This window comes from Pseudolabrys sp. (assembly GCF_050250095.1).
Classification (GTDB): domain Bacteria; phylum Pseudomonadota; class Alphaproteobacteria; order Rhizobiales; family Xanthobacteraceae; genus Pseudolabrys.
On the sequence record NZ_JBFWPH010000001.1, the window covers coordinates 145,905 to 162,306 of the forward strand.

Consider the following 16,402-nt stretch of genomic DNA (forward strand, 5'->3'; position numbering starts at 1 on the left):
GCTTGCCACCCGCAAGCGGTCCTTTTTTTACGGCATGTTCCCGAAAAGTGGGTACCGGTTTTCGGACAAGAACATGCCGAAAACAAAAACGTGCTCCCGAAGCTGCGGCTTATTCCGCCGCTGCCCGGTAAGGCCGCAGTTCCTCGAGCGGGATGTCGCCCAGCCGGCTGGCGGCGGTCTCCAGGTCGGCGGCCAGCGCCGCAAAGCCGGTGGCGCGCTCGAAGCGCCGCTCGTCCATGTAAAGCGCCCGGTTAATCTCGACCTGCACGGCGTGAAGCCCGGCGACCGGATTGCCGTAATGCTCGGTGATGAAGCCGCCGGCATAGGGTTTGTTGCGGCTGACGCCGTAGCCGAGGCCGCGCAGCGCTTCCTCGAGGCAATCGATCACAACGCCGGTGCAACTCGTGCCGTAACGGTCGCCCAGCACGAATTCCGGCCGGGGCCGGTCGTCGCGCCCGCCCGCGGTCGACGGCATCGAATGGCAGTCCACCAGCACCGCCGCGCCGTAGTCGCGATGCAGCCGCGTGAACAGCCGCCGCAGCGCGCGGTGGTAGGGCTTGTAGAGCATGTCGATGCGCTTCAACGCATCGTCGACCGGGATGCGGCCGCCGTAGATTTCCTGCGCCTCGCCGACCACGCGGGCGAGGGTGCCGAGCCCGCCGGCGACCCGCATCGAGCGCGTGTTGGCGAAGGAGGGGAGCCGCCCGTCGAACATGCGCGGGTCAAGCTCGTAAGGCTCGCGGTTGACGTCGACGTAGCAGCGCGGGAAATGCGCCCGCATCAGCGGGTAGCCGCGGCCGACCACTCCGGCGAACAGCTCATCGACGAAGGTGTCCTCGGACCGGCGCAGGATGCCGAGATCGAGCCGGCACTGCGCCAGGAATTCCCGCGGATAGATCGCGCCCGAATGGGGCGAGTTGAACAGGATCGGCCCGGCACAGGTTTCCGGCTCGAGAACCTCGAATGGGGGGTCAAGCTCGTCCGGGGCGTCACGCATCGGCTGCAGGGGCCTTTTCACCAGGGCTCGGCTTCACCGGGACTCCGGACCGCGCTGGCCAGGCGGAAATCCGCGTGGAACGGGCCTTTCCGGCCCAGCTATACCATCTATTGTCCATATGGGTCGGCGAAAGCCAAGCTGCGACAGGGGTTTCACCCGATATTTACCCGCGGCCCGCTTTATGGGCGCTCTCAAGACGGCTGCAAGGCCGGGGACATGAAGTTGTTGGGGGACGTAGTGCCGGACATGCCGAAAATCCTGCTGGCCGAAGACGACACCGATATGCGGCGCTTTTTGGTCAAGGCGCTCCAGAATGCCGGTTTTGATGTGACCTCCTACGACAACGGCCTGTCGGCCTATCAGCGGCTCCGCGAGGAGCCCTACGAGATGCTGCTGACCGACATCGTGATGCCGGAAATGGACGGCATCGAACTGGCCCGCCGGGCGTCCGAACTCGACCCCGACATCAAGATCATGTTCATCACCGGCTTCGCCGCCGTGGCGCTCAACGCGGATTCGACCGCGCCGAAGCACGCCAAGGTGCTCTCGAAGCCCGTGCACCTGCGGGATCTCGTCAACGAGGTCCAGAAGATGCTCGCTGCGTGATCCCGAAAAGCGGGAGCCGGTTTTCGGATCGGATCACGCGCAAATAAAGGCTGATTTTGCTCGTTGTCCCGGGCGGCTTGCCTCGCCCGGTGCCAGTCGATAAGAACCGTCCCGGTTCGGGCGCGTAGCTCAGCGGAAGAGCACTACCTTGACATGGTAGGGGTCACAGGTTCGATCCCTGTCGCGCCCACCATCTGGCCTCGCTGCTAGATCCGATAATATCCCCGATACCATTCGACGAAGCGCGCAACGCCGTCCGCGATCGGCGTCTTCGGCTCGAAGCCGACATCGGCCTGCAGCGCCCCGATATCCGCGAAGGTGTCCTTCACGTCGCCGGGCTGCATCGGCAGCATGTTTTTCTTCGCCGTCTTGCCGGTCGCTTTCTCGATACAGGCGATGAAATCGAGCAGCGGCACCGGCGTGTGATTGCCGATGTTGTAGAGCCGGTACGGCGCCGCCGAGGTCGCGGGGTCCGGCGCGTCGCCGCGCCAATGCGGCTCGGGCGTTGCCACACGGTCGCAGCAGCGCACCACGCCTTCGACGATGTCGTCGATGTAAGTGAAGTCGCGGCTGTGATCGCCGTTGTTGAAGACGTCGATCGGCTCGCCGGCGAGAATTTTCCGCGTGAAGATGAATGGCGCCATGTCGGGTCGGCCCCACGGCCCGTAGACGGTGAAGAAGCGTAGGCCCGTTACCGGCAGCCGGTAGAGATGCGCGTAGCTGTGCGCCATCAGTTCGTTGGCCTTCTTGCTCGCGCCGTAGAGGCTCAGCGGATGGTCGACGTTCTGATGCACGCTGAAGGGCATCGCGGTGTTCGCGCCATAGACCGAGCTCGACGACGCATAGACGAGGTGCTCGACCTTATGCGCGCGGCAGCCTTCGAGAATGTTGAGAAAGCCGACGATATTGGAGTCGATATAGGCGCGCGGGTTCTCGAGGCTGTAGCGCACGCCGGGCTGCGCCGCGAGGTGGATGACGCGGGCCGGCTTGTGTTCGGCGAACAGCGCATCCACGAATGCGCGGTCGGCAAGATCGCCTTTCACGAACGTGAAATTGGCGGCTCCGCGCAACTGTGCGAGCCGATCTTCCTTCAGCGTTGGATCGTAATAGGCATTGATATTGTCGACGCCGGCCACGGTGTCGCCGCGCGCCAGCAGCCTTTGGGCGGTGTGGAAGCCGATGAAGCCGGCGGCTCCTGTCACCAGAATGGTCATGTCAGGCCTGATCGGACTCGGCGGCGACCGCGCGCAGATACTCGCCGTAGCCGCTCTTCTGCATCTCGCGCGCGATGCGCAGCAGGTCGTCCTTGCCGATCAGGCCCATCCGGTAGGCGATTTCCTCGAGGCAGGCGATTTTCACGCCCTGGCGCTGTTCCAGCGTCTGCACGAAGCTCGAGGCGGACAGGAGCGACTCGAAGGTGCCGGTGTCGAGCCAGGCAAAGCCGCGCCCCATGCGCTCGACGGCAAGCTTACCGGCGTCGAGATAGAGCCGGTTGAGATCGGTGATTTCGAGTTCGCCGCGCTTCGATGGCTTCAGCGACTTGGCGAGCCGCACCACGTCGCTGTCGTAGAAGTAGACGCCGGTCACCGCCCAGCTGGAGCGCGGCGCGTCCGGCTTTTCCTCGAGCGTCAGCGCCTTGCCGGTCTTGTCGAACGAGACGACGCCGTAGCGCTGCGGGTCGCTGACCTGATAGGCGAACACGCTCGCGCCGGTTTTGCGCGCGGCGGCCGCGCGCAGCATCTCGGGCAAACCGTGGCCGAAGAAGATGTTGTCGCCGAGCACCAGCGCGACATTGTCGCTGCCGATGAAATCCGCGCCGATGATGAAAGCCTGTGCGAGACCTTCCGGCCGCGGCTGTACGGCGTAGGAAATCTTGATGCCCCATTGCCTGCCGTCGCCGAGCAGGCGGCGGAACTGGTCGGCGTCTTCCGGCGTGGTGATGATCAGCACGTCGCGGATGCCGGCGAGCATCAGCGTCGACAGCGGATAATAGATCATCGGCTTGTCGTAGACCGGCAGCAGCTGTTTACTGGCCGCGCGGGTGATCGGATAGAGGCGGGTGCCGGAGCCGCCGGCGAGCACGATGCCCTTTTTCGTCGTCATCGCCGTCACCGATCTCCTGCTTCGGCCAGCCGGTCGAGGCAGGCCTCAAGCGATGTCTGCCAGTCCGGCAGGCGGATGCCAAGCTCGCGTTCGATCTTCGCGCAATCGAGCCGGGAATTGGCTGGGCGCGGCGCCGCCGTCTTGTACTCGGCGGTCGTGATCGCCTCGAGTTGCGGCACCGCCCGGCCGCGCCGTGCCCAGCCATCGAAGATCGCCTTGGCGAAGCCGTACCATGTCGTCTCGCCGCGCCCGGCGACGTGATAGAGCTTGCCGCCGCGTTTCGGGCCTTCCAGCACCGTCAGGATGGCGTCGGCAAGGTCGAGCGCCGAGGTCGGATTGCCGGTCTGATCGTCGACCACGCGCACAACCGGCCGCTCGGCCGCGAGCCGCAGCATGGTGCGCACGAAATTGGTGCCGCCTGCGCTATAGACCCACGCGGTGCGCAGGATATTGGCGGCGGGGTAGGCCGCGCGCACCGCGACCTCGCCGGCGAGCTTGGAGCGTCCGTAGGCACCGAGCGGGGCGGTGGCGTCGTCCTCGACGTAAGGCGAGGGCTTTCGTCCGTCGAACACGTAGTCGGTCGAGAGGTGAACGAACGGCACGCCAATGCGGGCGGCGGCGGTGGCCAGGAGCCACGCGCCGGTCTCGTTGACGGCGAAGGCTGAAGCTTCCTCGCTCTCCGCCTTGTCGACCGCCGTGAAGGCTGCGGCGTTGACGATGGCGCGCGGCCTGACGGCAGCGACCGCCGCGTCGACCGAGGCGGGATTGATCAGATCGAGGTCGGGCCGGCCGCGCAGCACGAGGTCGGCACCGCGCGCGGCGGCGCGCTCGGCGAGGCAACGCGCGACCTGCCCCTCTCGGCCGACCACCAGGATGGGGCCGCTCTTGTTCATTTCAGCCCGAGACGTTCGCCGCCATAGACGCGCTCGCGCAGCGGCTTCCACCATTCGGCATTGGCGAGATACCAGGCGATGGTGCGCTCGAGCCCGGTCTCGAAGTCGAGCGACGGCGACCAGCCGAGTTCGCGCCGCACCTTGCTCGCGTCCATCGCATAGCGCGCGTCGTGGCCGGGACGGTCGGTGACGAAGGTGATCAGCTTGCGCCGCGGCTGCGCGCCCGGCTGCAGGCGGTCGATGATGTCGCAGATCGTCTCGACCACCGTGAGGTTGGTGCGCTCACTGTCGCCGCCGAAGTTGTAGCTTTCCCCGAGACGGCCCTTTTGCAGCAGCGTGATCAGGCCGCGCGCGTGGTCCTCGACATAGAGCCAGTCGCGCACATTCGCGCCCTTGCCGTAGACCGGCAGCGGCAAACCATGTGTCGCGTTAAGGATCATCAGCGGGATCAGCTTCTCGGGAAACTGATACGGCCCGTAATTGTTCGAACAGTTGGCGATGATCGCCGGCAGGCCGTAGGTGCGATGCCAGGCACGCACGAGGTGGTCGCTGCCCGCCTTGGTGGCGGAATAGGGCGAACTCGGATCGTAGCGGGTGTCTTCGTGGAACTGGCCGTCGCTGCCGAGCGAGCCGTAAACCTCGTCGGTCGAGACATGCACGAAGCGGAACGCATCGCGCTCCGGCTGCCCGAGGCCGGCGGCATAACTGCGCGCCGCTTCGAGCATCTGATAGGTGCCGATCAGATTGGTCTCGACGAAAGCCGCCGGACCGTCTATCGAGCGGTCGACATGGCTTTCGGCGGCGGCATGCAGCACGGCGGTCGGCTTGTATTTGGCGAAGATCGCGTCGAGCGCCTTGCTGTCGCAGATGTCGGCCTTCTCCAGCACGTAATTGGAATTGCCGGAAACCGAGTCGAGCGAGCGCAGGTTGGCCGCATAGGTCAGCTTGTCCACGTTGACGACGAAGGCGCCGCCGGCGACGAGCTGGCGGCAGATCGCGGAGCCGATGAAGCCCGCGCCGCCGGTGACGAGAATGCGCATCCCGGCCGTCATGCGAACGTATCCTGCAGCGCCGCGAGCGTCGGCAGCGTCTTGTCCCGATCTGCGATGGAAGCCGCCGCGACATCGACCGGCCAGGCGATGCCGAGCGCCGGGTCGCTCCACAAGACGCCGCGCTCATGTGTCGGAGCGTAGCTGCTGTCGACCTTGTAGAGCACCTCGGTATCGGGCTCGAGCGTGCAATAGCCGTGCGCGAAGCCGACCGGCACGAACAATTGCTGGCCCGCCTCGCTGTCGAGTGTCACCGCGACGTGCCGGCCGAAGCTCGGCGAACCGCGGCGGATGTCGAGGGCGACGTCGAAGATGCGCCCGCGCAGCACGCGCACGAGCTTGGCCTGCGCATGCGGCGGGGTCTGGAAATGCAGGCCGCGCACCGTGCCGGCGGTGCGCGAGGCGGCCTGGTTGTCTTGCACGAAGTCGGTCGCAAGGCCGGCCGCGACGAAATCCGCGCGCGCATAGGTCTCCGCGAAGTGGCCGCGCGCGTCGGAAAACCGCGGCGCTGAGATCAGCTTCACGTCGGGAATGGCAAGCGCAGTAACGGCAAGCTTCATCGGTGGCCCGGACCCGGTCCTTCGTCGGTGCAGGGATTTATAGCGTTTCCGGCGCTGCCGCGACGGCAATTTTGCCGCAAACCGGCGCCGTCAGTCCTTGTCGCCGGCGATATGGTTACCCGGCGCAGGGTCCCAGGCAGCGAGATCGCCGAGCGGATAGTCGTTCAGCGCGTAGGCGATCCGCCGCATCCGGCCGAGCGCGGTCGAGCGCGGCAGGCCGGGGCCGCCCGCCGCCGCGCCGGCTTCGAGGAAGCGGCGCTTGAATTCCTTTTGCGTGATGCCCCACTTCATCACGAAGGTGCGGCCGCCGTGGTTGCGGCGGACGCGCTTGGTGCTGCGGCAGGCGAAATGATAGAGGCGGCTCGCCCCGACGATCTGGAAGTGCCGGCCGCCGGCCACCCAGAATTTCATCAGCAGGTCGTCGTCGCTGCTCATGCCGGGTCCGAATTCGAGGCTGTAGCCGCCGACCATGTGCCAGGCGTCGCGCCGCACCAGCGTCGGCTGCGCCCCCTTGCCGAACAGGTCCGGGCGGGCCGGGGTGTTGCACTGAGCGAGCAGGGCGGCGCGGTCGAAGTCGTCCGGCGTGCGGCCGTGATTGCGGACGACGACCAGCGGGTTGCCGGTGTCTTCCGGCTCGATCAGCGTTGAGAAGAACATGGCGAACGGGTCGCGGTGCGCGCGCGTCGCCTCGATCAGCGCGGTGTCCCAGCCGGGGCAGCACACCATGTCGTCGTTCATGTAAAGCAGCCAGTCGCGGCTCGCCTGCGCGGCGGCGAGGTTCACCGCGATGCAGACGCCGACATTGTCGCGCGCGTGGGTGTGCTTGAGGCCCTCCGCGCGAACCCAGTCGAGCGTGCCGTCGCTGTTGTCGTTGACGTGGACGATGATCTCGTGGTCGTGCGCCGAATGCTCCCTGATGCTGGCGACGCACAGCTTCAGGTAGTCGAGATTGTTCCAGGTCGGGATGACGATGCTGAACATGGGGGAGCGTCCGGCGCGGCCTGCGGTCCTGTCTGGCGGAACTCGGTTGATAAGGCAAGCCGGGCGCGGCCTGCCGCTATTTCCAGAACCGCTTGCTTGCCAGCGCCGCGCCGTCGGCCATCGCCTTGAGCTTGGCGAACACCACGTCGGGATCGACCGCCGCCTGGCCGACCCAGGTGCCGTAGCCGCAGTCCGAGCCGGCGATGACGTTCTCGCGTCCGACGAGGTTCGCATAGCGCGCGATGCGCTGCGCGATCACCTCCGGGTGCTCGATGAAGTTCGACTTCGACTCGATCACGCCGGGGATCAGCACCTTGCCGTCCGGCAGCTTCACCGTCTCGAACACCTGCCACTCATGGGCGTGGCGCGGGTTCGCGGCTTCCAGCGAGATCGCGGAGGGCCGTGCCTTGAACGCGATGTCGACGATGTCGGCGAGCGGCACGTCGAAATGGTGTGGACCTTCATAATTGCCCCAGCACAGATGAATACGAAGCTGCTCCGGCGGAATGCCGTCGAGCGCGTGGTTGAGCACCTCGACATGCAGCGCGATGCGCTTGCGGAAATCTTTCAGGTCGAGGTCGGCGTATTGAATGTGCCGTCCCATCGCGAGGTCCGGGCAATCGATCTGCAGCACGAAGCCGGCGTCGGTCACCGCCTTGTATTCCGCGCGCATCGCGTCGGCGATGGCGCCGAGATATTTTTCCTGGCTTGGATAGTGATCGTTGCGAAAGAACAGGGCGACCACGCCGGGCGAGGCCGCGCTCATGAAGCCGCCGCTGTGCTTCACGCCGGCGAGCGCGTCCTTCAGGTTTTTCGCGTCGGTCACCGCGGCTTGCGCGTCGCGCACGGTAATCGGCGCGTTGCAGGCCGGCGTCTTGCGCCGCGAGCGGCCGGGATCGCCGAACACTTTGTCCTGCAGTTTCGGGAAGGCGGCGAGATCCTGATAGACGAAGGTGTTGCCGGTGCCGCCGAAGCCGGCGAGGCGGTCCTTCACATAGGTCGCGTAGCTCGGCTTCGACATCTCGCCGTCGTTGATGAGATCGACGCCGGCCTCGGCCTGCCGCCGCACCACGCCGGCCACCGCGTCGCGGATCTGCGCGGCGAGTGCTGCCGGATCGACCGGCACGCCGCTTTCCTTGGCGTACATCGTGCGGATCAGGCCCTCGGGCCGCGGCAGGCTGCCGGTATGGGTGGTCAGAAATCGGTCGGTACTGTGCGGCACGGCGGTCCCCCGGTTATCGGTGGCGAAGATTAAGGCCGCAGCGGCCCGCTAACCACGGTTGGGCACGAATTTCGGGCCGGCGGACCCCTTACATTGACAGAGGCCGCCCCGGTCCTTAGAAACCCCGGCAATCCCGAATTCGCGAGCGAACCGATGAAAGTCCGTAACTCTTTGAAATCCCTGCGTGGTCGCCATCGCGACAACCGCCTCGTGCGCCGCAAGGGCCGAGTCTACGTCATCAACAAGACCCAGCGCCGTTTCAAGGCCCGTCAGGGCTAAAAACGGCCGAAAAAGGGCGTGTTTTCACGCCCATTTGACGCCAGCGCCGTCTTTTCCGTCCGGGCCGGAGCCGTTAGACTCCGGCTCATGCTTTTCCGATTCCCGCTCTCCAGCCGGGCTGGGGCCGTTGCCGTGGCGCTCGCCGCGGCCTTGTGGGCTGCGCCGGTTCTGGCCGAGACGGGAGGCTTCGTCGAGCCGCCCGCCAAGCTCCCCAAGGCGCAGAAGGGCGACCCCACCAAGAACCTCGATTTCCTGTTCGAGGCGCTCAAGATCGCGCCGGACGACACCACCGCCAAGGCGATCGAGCAGCGTATCTGGGCGCTGTGGTTCGTTTCGCGCAGCGACACCGCCGACCTGCTGATGGCGCGGGCGCGGCAGGCCTACGAAGGCAAGGACATCGATCTCGCGCTGAAGCTCTTGGACGCCATCGTCGTCATCAAGCCGGACTATGTCGAAGCCTGGAACCGGCGCGCGACGATCTATTTTCTGCAGAAGGACTACGGCAAGTCGCTGGCCGATATCAGCCAGGTGCTGCGGCTGGAGCCGCGCCATTTCGGCGCGCTGTCGGGCCTCGGCATGATCCTGGAAGAGTTCGGCGACGACAAGCACGCACTCGAAGCCTATCGCCGCGCGGTCGAGGTCTATCCGCGGATGGAACGCATCCCCGACCAGATCAAGAAGCTGCAGGAAAAGGTCGAGGGTCGCGATATCTGATCGCGCGCTTGCGCGTCACGCCGCTCGACTCACGCCGCTCGGCTCACGCTTTCGCCGGATAGAACCGCTGCGCGTTGGTCCATTCCGCGATCCCGTTCGCCTTCACCCAGTCCGCCATCTCGTCGTGCCGGACGATCCAGACGTCGGCAAAGCCCTTGATGTATTTCAGGATGGCGTCGAACTGCGCCGCCATCAGCGGACGGCCGCCGAAATGCGCGTGCAGCGTAATGTTGAGGAACGAGGTCGGCTCGTTGGCATAGAGATAGTCGAACGTGTCCTTGTGTACCTCGAACCAGTCGCGCGGATTGGCGCGCAGCACGCGATGGTCGGCGAAGTCGGTGTGCGGCAGCGCGACCAGCGGGCCGCTCTTGGTCTCGACGCAGAACGGCAGGTCGATGTTGTTGTAGTCGCCGTACCAGAGAAAACCTGCTTCCGCGATCAGCTCCTCGGTATGCGCGGTCGGCGCCAGCACCGGGCTGAGCCAGCCCTTCGGCGCCGTGCCGGTCACCGTCTTGAAGGTATCGATGCACTTCTTGATGATGGCGCGCTCTTCGTCGGGCGACAGATAGGCCATCAGCGCATCCTGCGTGTAGGAATGCGCCGCGATTTCGTGACCCGATTTCAACGCCTGCTTCGCTGCGGCCGGTGACAGTTCGAGCGACTGCGCGTTGGCGACGAAGGTTGCCGGAACCTTGTTGGCGTCGAGAATCTTCAGCAGGCGCCACACGCCGCTGCGCGTGCCGTAATGGCCCCAGGTCATCGCCGCGCGGTCGTGCGTGCCGGGCTTCAGCGATGTGGTCTGCACCGAAAAGGGCGGCCCCTTGTCGCCGGACCAGTTCTCCCAGAGGCAGGTGACGACGACGGCGATGCGCGCGCCATTCGGCCATGCGAAACCGGACGAGGAAGCGGGTTTTGTTGCCACGTGAAAATCTCCTCCCACCGGCCCAACATTGAGCGCGAACAGCGCGCATGATATCGGTGGAGCCAATCACCAAAGTCAAACAAAAACATCGCACGGCGCTGCGCAGGATTGCGGACCGGCAGGAGAGGAACAAGATGGATCGCAGACAATTCGTCGGACTTGGCGGCGCCTTCGCCGCGTCGCAGGTGTTGCCGGGCGCAAGCGCCTTCGCGCAGTCGAATTATCCGCAGAGCAACGTTCATCTCGTCGTGCCTTACGCCGCCGGCGGCGTGGTCGACGCGGTCGGGCGTCACTGGGGCAATGCTGTCAAGGATTCGATCGGCACCGTCGTCGTCGAGAATGTCGGCGGCGGCGGCGGCATCATCGGCGCGGCCGCGGTCGCGCGCAGCACGCCGGACGGCTACAAGCTGCTGTTCGGCGACACCAGCAATCTGGTGATCGCGCCCTACATCAAGAAAAATCTGGCCTACGATCCCGTCAAGGATTTCACGCCGGTGTCGATGGTTGCGACCTCGTCGACGGCGATCGTCGTTCATTCCAGCGTGCCGGTGAAAACCTTCGAGGAGTTCATCGCTTACGCCAAGGCGAACCAGAAGACGCTGTCCTATGGCTCGGCCGGCGTGGGCACCGTCACCCATCTCGCCGGCGAATTGTTCAAGCAGCTCATCGGTGCGCCCGCCATCACCCATGTGCCGTATCGCGGCGCGGGGCCCGGGCTCAACGATCTGGTCGCGGGCACGCTGCCGATGATGACGCCGAACGTGACCGGGCCGGTGCTCGGTTTCCACCGCGCCGGCAAGATCCGCATTCTCGCCGTGTGCGCGCCGCGCCCGCTCAGGGCGGCGCCGGAAATTCCGGCGGCCAGCGCAACGCTGCCGGGGCTGGTGGTGCAGCTCACCGCGGGCGTCGTGGCGCCGGCCGGCACGCCGGAGCCCATCGTCGCCAAGCTCGCGGCCGCGACGGGCCAAGCGCTCAAGGACGAGAAGTTCGCCAAGGCTTTGGAGGCCGCGGGCCTCGAGGCGCAGACCGATGCAACGCCGGCCTTTGCCCGCAGCTATCTCGAGGCCGAACGCAAGCGGCTGGCGCCGATCATCAAGGCCGCGGGTCTCGAGCCGACCTGACGGAGCGTTTTCAAGCGAAGTGGGTACCGGTTCGCGTTAAGAAAACGCGACAAACAAAAACTAGAACCCCGGCTTTGATTTTATCAAAGCCGGAAGGTTCTAGACGTCGCCCTCGCTGTCGTCGCCGACAAAGGCGATGCGCAGCATGTTAGTCGCGCCCGGCGTGCCGAGCGGCACGCCGGCGGCGATGATGACGCGGTCGCCGGCCTTGGCGAAGCCTTCGCGGAACGCGATGCGGCAGGCGCGCAGCACCATGTCGTCGAGGTCGTGCGCGTCTTCCGTCACGACGCAATGCACGCCCCACACCAGCGACAGCCGCCGCCCCGTCTCGATCTTCGGCGACAGCGCGATGACGGGGGAGGCGGGCCGCTCGCGCGCTACCCGCATGCCGGTCGAACCCGATCCGGTCCAGCACACGATGGCCGACAGCGACAGCGTTTCCGCGATCTGGCGCACCGCGTCGGCGATGGCGTCGGCGCCGGTCGCCTCCGGCTCGGTGCGCTGCGCGGTGAGGATCGAGCGATAGTTCGGGTCGCTTTCGGTTTCTTCCGCGATGCGGTTCATGGTGGCGACCGCCTCGACCGGGTATTGCCCGGCGGCGGATTCCGCCGACAGCATCACCGCGTCGGCGCCCTCATAGATCGCGGTGGCGACGTCCGACACCTCGGCGCGCGTCGGCACCGGCGATGTGATCATCGATTCCAGCATCTGCGTCGCGACGACGACCGGCTTGCCGGCCTTGCGGGCCATGCGCGTCATCATCTTCTGCACGCCCGGCACTTTCTCGAGCGGCATCTCGACGCCGAGATCGCCGCGCGCCACCATCAGCGCGTCGGTGATTTCGAGGATTTCCGCGAGGCGGGTGACAGCCTGCGGCTTCTCGATTTTGGCCATCACCGCAGCGCGGCCGCGGATGATCTTCTTGGCCTCCGCGATGTCGTCCGGCCGCTGGATGAAGGAGAGCGCGATCCAGTCGACGCCGGTGTCGAGCGCGGCACCGAGATCGGAACGATCCTTGTCGGCGAGCGCCGAGAAGCCGACGGTGGTGTCGGGCAGGCTGACGCCCTTGCGGTCCGACAGCTTGCCGCCGACCTCGACGCGGGTGACGATCTTGCTGTCGTCGGCCGCGGTGACGGTCAGCCGCACCTTGCCGTCGTCTAGCAATAATGTGTGGCCGGGCTTCGCCGCGTGAAGGATTTCCGGGTGCGGCAGGTGAACGCGGCTCGCGTCGCCCGGCGCGGTGTCGGCGTCGAGCGTGAAGCTCGCGCCTTTCGCCACCATCGCGGAGCCGCCGCCGAAGGTGCCGAGCCGCAGCTTCGGCCCCTGCAGATCGACGAGGATGCCGACCGGCCGGCCCTGCTCGCGCTCGACGGCGCGGATGAAGCCGACCAGCTCGCGCATGCGCTCATGCGAAGTGTGGCTCATGTTGATGCGGAAGACGTCGGCGCCGGCCGCGAACAGCCGGCCGATCATCTCGGCGTTGCCGGAGGCGGGCCCGAGTGTCGCCACGATCTTCGCGCGCCGCAAACGTCTCATTTCGATTGATTTCTGTTCTGGCCGTTCGGCGGATTAGGGGGCGGGGTGCCGGGTCCACGCGAGAGCGGCGGCGTATCCGGCGAGGATTCTGCGGATTCGGTCAATTGCACGGTCCAGGATCGCTGTTCGCGGGTGTCGACTTCAAAAAATCCCGTGCGATCATAACCGCGCGCGAGGCAATTCTCGATACCCCGGATGGTGAATTCCTTGTCGCGCGAGCACATGAAGGCCTTGCCGGACCACTCGCCGCCGCGGTCGTAGTCGACCGAGTAGATGTAATAGTAGCGCGCGACCAGCGGGCCGCGCAGCAGCGTCTCGCAGGAGCGGGGCGGGATGTTCCACCAGCCTTCGGTGATCCAGCCCTCGGAGTCCTTGTGGCCGAGCGCGACGCCGACGCGGCTCGCAGTGTTGTTGCACATGCGGAAGTCGGCCGCCGCCGGCTGCGCGCCGGCGCACAGCATGACGGCTGAGAGCGCCGCAAGCGCGACGCCATGCGCCGCCGCGCGAAGATGCGGCAAGCGGGCAGGGGCTGTGCGGCTGGCGGTCACGGGCGGCAGGGTACGAATCGGGAGGACGAGGTCAAATCAAGCGTTAGGCCGGATCGACGACAATGGCGCGAAAGTCATTGACGTTGGTAAAGGTCGGGCCCGGCGTCAGCAAGTCGCCCAACTTGCCGAAAAACCCGGTGGAATCGTTGTCGGCCAGAAAGGCGGCAGGATCGAGGCCGGCCTTGCGGGCGCGGGAGGCCGTCGTACCGTCGACATAGGCGCCGGCGGGGTCGGAGGCGTCGCCGCCGCCGCCGTCGGTGCCGTCGGTGTCGCCGGCGATCGCCGCGAGCGGCGTGCCGTCGAGCGCGAGCGCGAGCGCGAGCGCATATTCCTGGTTCGGCCCGCCGCGGCCCTTGCCCCTGATCGTCACGGTGAGTTCGCCGCCGGACATGATGACCGCGCGCTTGCGCTGCGCCAGCAGATCGCGCGCGAGCCGTGCATGCTCGTTTGCCACCTCGCGCGCTTCGCCTTCGATGCGGTCGCCGAGCATGATGCACTCGTAACCCGCAGCGCGTGCTTCGCGCTCGGCGGCGGCGAGCGCGTCGGCCGGCCGCGCGATGAGCGTGAAGGAGGTGTTCTGGAAAATCGGATCGCCGGGCTTCGGCGTCTCGTTGGCCGGATCGTTCAGCGCGCGCGTGACGCTCTCCGGTAAGTCGAGTTTGTAGCGCGCGACGATGGCGCGTGCTTCGGCGAGCATGGTCGGGTCCGGAACGGTCGGACCGGAGCCGATCGCGGAGGGTTCATCGCGCGGCACGTCGGAGATCGCGAGCGTGACGACGCGCGCCGGCTGCGCGTGACGGGCGAGCCGGCCGCCCTTGATGCGCGACAGGTGTTTCCGCACGGTGTTGATCTCGCCGATATTGGCGCCGGAGCGCAGCAGCGCGCGCGTCACCGCCTGCTTGTCGGCAAAGGTCAGCCCGTCGGCCGGCGCGATCCAGTTGGCGGAAGCGCCGCCCGACATCAGGACGAGAACGAGATCGTCGGCGGTTGCGCTGTCGGCCAGCGCCAGCGCGGTGTTGGTGGCCTCGAGCCCCGCGGCGTCGGGAACCGGGTGGCCGGCCTCGACCATTTTAATGACCTGCGTCGGCCGGCCATAGCCGTGACGGGCGACCGCGATGCCGATCAGATTGTTTGATCTCAAACGATTTTGTTGGACATAAAACCTTTCGGTTTCCTCAATCATCGAGCCGGCGGCCTTTCCCGCAGCCAGTACAATCAATTTTCCTGATGGCGGCGGCGGCAAATGTGATTGCAGGCATGTCGATGGGTGCGCCGCGGCGGTTGCGGTGCGGAAAAGTCGTTCGAGAAACGTGCGGGTGTGTGTCTGCGATTCCATGTCGCGATCTTAACTGCCCAACGTTCAAAAAACTTGCTTATATTGCAGCGCTGCCGGCCGGGGGCCGGCGGGAAATTGAATGTGTTTCGTGCCGGGGGCGACACAAACATTCTGCTTCTGACGTGCGGTTCGGACGGCGTGGGTTGCAATGCCCACTCGACGGCGGCGCATGTCGGAAGCACCGGCATCGTTCGATGGCATCCGGCTGCTCGCCGGCAAAAAAACAGGGAGGAGAATGTCGATGCGGATCACCGTTTCCGCGCTACTTCGCACGCTCGCTATCGCGGCCGCCGCGGCTACGCTCGCCGGCGCCGCGCAGGCGCAGGACACCATCAAGATCGGCTGGGCGATTTCCAAGACCGGACCGTTCGCGCCGGGCGCAGGGATCACGACGCTGCCGAACTATCAGGTGTGGGTGAAGGACGTGAACGACGCCGGCGGCATCAATGTCGGCGGCAAGAAGATGAAGATCGAGGTCATCGAATACGATGACCGCTCGAACTCCGAAGAGATGATCAAGGCGGTCGAGCGTCTGGCGACGCAGGACAAGGTGGATTTCATCCTGCCGCCGTGGTCGACCGGCATGAACCTCGCCGCCGCGCCGATCTTCCACAAGCTCGGCTATCCGCAACTCGCCGTCACCGCCAACACCAACAAGGCGGAAGAGTTGCACAAGCGCTGGCCCGGCCTGACGTTCTGGCTCGGCCTGCCGTCGGAGATCGTCGACGGCATCGTCGCGACCTTCGAGAAGATCAAGAAGGACGGCAAGATCGGCAACAAGATCGCGATGATCAGCGTCGCCGACCAGTTCGGCATCGAGATGTCGGGCGCCGCGCGTGCGGGCCTGAAGAAGGCCGGCTTCGACATCGTCTACGACAAGTCCTATCCGTTCGGCTCGCAGGACATGCAGCCGGTCCTGAAGGACGCGCAGGCGGCCAATCCGGACGTGCTGCTCGCCTTCAGCTATCCGCCGGACACCTTCGCGATCACCGATGCGTCGAAGGTTCTCGCCTTCAACCCGAAAGTGTTCTTCGTCGGCGTCGGCACCGCGTTCCCGATCTACAAGGGCAAGTACGGCGCGGGTGCGGAAGGCGTGATGGGCATCGGCGGTTCGGATGCCTCGCTCGAAGGCGTCAAATGGTACATCAAGCACCACAAGGAGGTGATGGGGAAGGAGCCCGACCGCTGGGCGAGCCCGATCACCTACGCCAGCCTTCAGGTGCTCCAGCAGGCGATCGAGCGCGTCGGCAAGCTCGACCGCGCCGCGGTGACCAAGGAGATCAACACCGGCTCCTTCGACACCATCATCGGCAAGATCAAGCTGGAAAACGGCCTCAGCAAGAACATCTGGGCCGTCGGCCAGTGGCAGGGCGCCGACTTCTTCGGCGTCGCGCCGCTCGACAAGGCGGGCGCCAAGCCCGTCATGGTGCCGAAGCCGGCCTGGAAGTAACGTAAGATCGTCCTGCGCCGTCCGTCCGTCCGGGACCGGGCGGGCGGCGCGCGATTTTACGGGCTCCGGCATCATGATGTTCGCC

The 16,402-nt window shown here is 66.1% G+C and carries 17 protein-coding genes and 1 tRNA gene; 6 read left to right on the forward strand and 12 right to left on the reverse strand.

Annotated features, from left to right (window positions below; translation table 11 throughout):
• Positions 1–109: 109 nt before the first annotated feature.
• Positions 110–997: an N-formylglutamate amidohydrolase gene (locus AB7F10_RS00665; protein WP_428558414.1), complete on the reverse strand. Its 888-nt coding sequence runs from the start codon at positions 995–997 to the stop codon at positions 110–112.
• 246 nt (positions 998–1,243) lie between these two features.
• Between AB7F10_RS00665 and cpdR the strand changes: the two genes are divergently transcribed.
• Positions 1,244–1,603, forward strand: coding sequence for a cell cycle two-component system response regulator CpdR (gene cpdR / locus AB7F10_RS00670; protein ID WP_428558413.1), 360 nt, complete (start codon positions 1,244–1,246; stop codon positions 1,601–1,603).
• A 118-nt stretch (positions 1,604–1,721) separates the two neighbouring features.
• Positions 1,722–1,796 (forward strand) — tRNA-Val (locus AB7F10_RS00675).
• Positions 1,797–1,809: 13 nt separating this feature from the next.
• Here the strand turns inward: AB7F10_RS00675 and AB7F10_RS00680 are convergent.
• The 7 genes from AB7F10_RS00680 to AB7F10_RS00710 all read right to left on the reverse strand — a co-directional run bounded on the left by AB7F10_RS00680 (position 1,810) and on the right by AB7F10_RS00710 (position 8,411).
• Complete coding sequence (locus tag AB7F10_RS00680; protein ID WP_428558249.1) at positions 1,810–2,817, reverse strand: NAD-dependent epimerase; 1,008 nt, start codon at positions 2,815–2,817, stop codon at positions 1,810–1,812.
• 1 nt (position 2,818) lies between these two features.
• A complete protein-coding gene (gene rfbA, locus AB7F10_RS00685; protein WP_428558248.1) occupies positions 2,819–3,706 on the reverse strand; it encodes a glucose-1-phosphate thymidylyltransferase RfbA in 888 nt (295 codons plus the stop codon).
• A 5-nt stretch (positions 3,707–3,711) separates the two neighbouring features.
• Positions 3,712–4,599: a dTDP-4-dehydrorhamnose reductase gene (gene rfbD, locus AB7F10_RS00690; RefSeq protein WP_428558247.1), complete on the reverse strand. Its 888-nt coding sequence runs from the start codon at positions 4,597–4,599 to the stop codon at positions 3,712–3,714.
• Positions 4,596–5,639 carry a dTDP-glucose 4,6-dehydratase gene (rfbB, locus tag AB7F10_RS00695; protein ID WP_428558412.1) on the reverse strand — a complete coding sequence of 348 codons (1,044 nt, stop codon included), beginning with the start codon at positions 5,637–5,639 and terminating at the stop codon, positions 4,596–4,598. The genes rfbD and rfbB overlap by 4 nt, the downstream gene beginning before the upstream one ends.
• Positions 5,640–5,647: 8 nt before the next feature.
• The gene (gene rfbC, locus AB7F10_RS00700) at positions 5,648–6,208 is read right to left on the reverse strand and encodes a dTDP-4-dehydrorhamnose 3,5-epimerase (RefSeq protein WP_428558246.1); all 561 of its coding nucleotides are present in this window, start codon (positions 6,206–6,208) and stop codon (positions 5,648–5,650) included.
• 90 nt (positions 6,209–6,298) lie between these two features.
• A complete protein-coding gene (locus tag AB7F10_RS00705) occupies positions 6,299–7,189 on the reverse strand; it encodes a glycosyltransferase family 2 protein (protein ID WP_428558245.1) in 891 nt (296 codons plus the stop codon).
• Positions 7,190–7,265: 76 nt separating this feature from the next.
• The gene (locus AB7F10_RS00710; protein WP_428558244.1) at positions 7,266–8,411 is read right to left on the reverse strand and encodes a cobalamin-independent methionine synthase II family protein; all 1,146 of its coding nucleotides are present in this window, start codon (positions 8,409–8,411) and stop codon (positions 7,266–7,268) included.
• 153 nt (positions 8,412–8,564) lie between these two features.
• On the opposite strand from AB7F10_RS00710, the gene ykgO reads away from it, so the two are divergent.
• Both ykgO and AB7F10_RS00720 read left to right on the forward strand, forming a co-directional pair.
• Positions 8,565–8,690 (forward strand): type B 50S ribosomal protein L36, encoded by a 126-nt coding sequence (gene ykgO / locus AB7F10_RS00715; protein WP_055038661.1) that lies wholly within the window; start codon positions 8,565–8,567, stop codon positions 8,688–8,690.
• A gap of 87 nt (positions 8,691–8,777) precedes the next feature.
• Positions 8,778–9,404 carry a tetratricopeptide repeat protein gene (locus AB7F10_RS00720; RefSeq protein ID WP_428558243.1) on the forward strand — a complete coding sequence of 209 codons (627 nt, stop codon included), beginning with the start codon at positions 8,778–8,780 and terminating at the stop codon, positions 9,402–9,404.
• Positions 9,405–9,447: 43 nt separating this feature from the next.
• Here AB7F10_RS00720 and AB7F10_RS00725 read toward each other — a convergent pair whose 3' ends face one another.
• Positions 9,448–10,326: a polysaccharide deacetylase family protein gene (locus AB7F10_RS00725; RefSeq protein ID WP_428558242.1), complete on the reverse strand. Its 879-nt coding sequence runs from the start codon at positions 10,324–10,326 to the stop codon at positions 9,448–9,450.
• Positions 10,327–10,460: 134 nt separating this feature from the next.
• Here AB7F10_RS00725 and AB7F10_RS00730 point away from each other — a divergent pair, with 134 nt between their 5' ends.
• On the forward strand, positions 10,461–11,447 hold the full coding sequence (locus AB7F10_RS00730) for a Bug family tripartite tricarboxylate transporter substrate binding protein (protein ID WP_428558241.1): 987 nt from the start codon (positions 10,461–10,463) through the stop codon (positions 11,445–11,447).
• A 99-nt stretch (positions 11,448–11,546) separates the two neighbouring features.
• Here AB7F10_RS00730 and pyk read toward each other — a convergent pair whose 3' ends face one another.
• From pyk to AB7F10_RS00745, 3 genes are all read right to left on the reverse strand, one after another.
• Positions 11,547–12,983, reverse strand: coding sequence for a pyruvate kinase (gene pyk / locus AB7F10_RS00735; protein ID WP_428558240.1), 1,437 nt, complete (start codon positions 12,981–12,983; stop codon positions 11,547–11,549).
• On the reverse strand, positions 12,980–13,444 hold the full coding sequence (locus tag AB7F10_RS00740; protein ID WP_428558411.1) for a DUF1036 domain-containing protein: 465 nt from the start codon (positions 13,442–13,444) through the stop codon (positions 12,980–12,982). Before AB7F10_RS00740 ends, pyk begins: the two co-directional genes overlap by 4 nt.
• Positions 13,445–13,574: 130 nt before the next feature.
• A complete protein-coding gene (locus AB7F10_RS00745) occupies positions 13,575–14,867 on the reverse strand; it encodes a glycerate kinase type-2 family protein (protein ID WP_428558238.1) in 1,293 nt (430 codons plus the stop codon).
• 241 nt (positions 14,868–15,108) lie between these two features.
• On the opposite strand from AB7F10_RS00745, the gene AB7F10_RS00750 reads away from it, so the two are divergent.
• Positions 15,109–16,317 carry an amino acid ABC transporter substrate-binding protein gene (locus AB7F10_RS00750; protein ID WP_428558237.1) on the forward strand — a complete coding sequence of 403 codons (1,209 nt, stop codon included), beginning with the start codon at positions 15,109–15,111 and terminating at the stop codon, positions 16,315–16,317.
• The last annotated feature ends 85 nt before the right edge of the window (positions 16,318–16,402 follow it).

Coding starts and splice junctions, on each gene's coding strand:
- AB7F10_RS00665 (WP_428558414.1), bottom strand. CDS start 997: ATGCGTGACGCCCCGGACGAGCTTGACCCCCCATTCGAGGTTCTCGAG.
- cpdR (WP_428558413.1), top strand. CDS start 1,244: ATGCCGAAAATCCTGCTGGCCGAAGACGACACCGATATGCGGCGCTTT.
- AB7F10_RS00680 (WP_428558249.1), bottom strand. CDS start 2,817: ATGACCATTCTGGTGACAGGAGCCGCCGGCTTCATCGGCTTCCACACC.
- rfbA (WP_428558248.1), bottom strand. CDS start 3,706: ATGACGACGAAAAAGGGCATCGTGCTCGCCGGCGGCTCCGGCACCCGC.
- rfbD (WP_428558247.1), bottom strand. CDS start 4,599: ATGAACAAGAGCGGCCCCATCCTGGTGGTCGGCCGAGAGGGGCAGGTC.
- rfbB (WP_428558412.1), bottom strand. CDS start 5,639: ATGCGCATTCTCGTCACCGGCGGCGCGGGCTTCATCGGCTCCGCGATC.
- rfbC (WP_428558246.1), bottom strand. CDS start 6,208: ATGAAGCTTGCCGTTACTGCGCTTGCCATTCCCGACGTGAAGCTGATC.
- AB7F10_RS00705 (WP_428558245.1), bottom strand. CDS start 7,189: ATGTTCAGCATCGTCATCCCGACCTGGAACAATCTCGACTACCTGAAG.
- ykgO (WP_055038661.1), top strand. CDS start 8,565: ATGAAAGTCCGTAACTCTTTGAAATCCCTGCGTGGTCGCCATCGCGAC.
- AB7F10_RS00720 (WP_428558243.1), top strand. CDS start 8,778: ATGCTTTTCCGATTCCCGCTCTCCAGCCGGGCTGGGGCCGTTGCCGTG.
- AB7F10_RS00730 (WP_428558241.1), top strand. CDS start 10,461: ATGGATCGCAGACAATTCGTCGGACTTGGCGGCGCCTTCGCCGCGTCG.
- pyk (WP_428558240.1), bottom strand. CDS start 12,983: ATGAGACGTTTGCGGCGCGCGAAGATCGTGGCGACACTCGGGCCCGCC.
- AB7F10_RS00740 (WP_428558411.1), bottom strand. CDS start 13,444: ATGCTGTGCGCCGGCGCGCAGCCGGCGGCGGCCGACTTCCGCATGTGC.
- AB7F10_RS00745 (WP_428558238.1), bottom strand. CDS start 14,867: ATGGAATCGCAGACACACACCCGCACGTTTCTCGAACGACTTTTCCGC.
- AB7F10_RS00750 (WP_428558237.1), top strand. CDS start 15,109: ATGCGGATCACCGTTTCCGCGCTACTTCGCACGCTCGCTATCGCGGCC.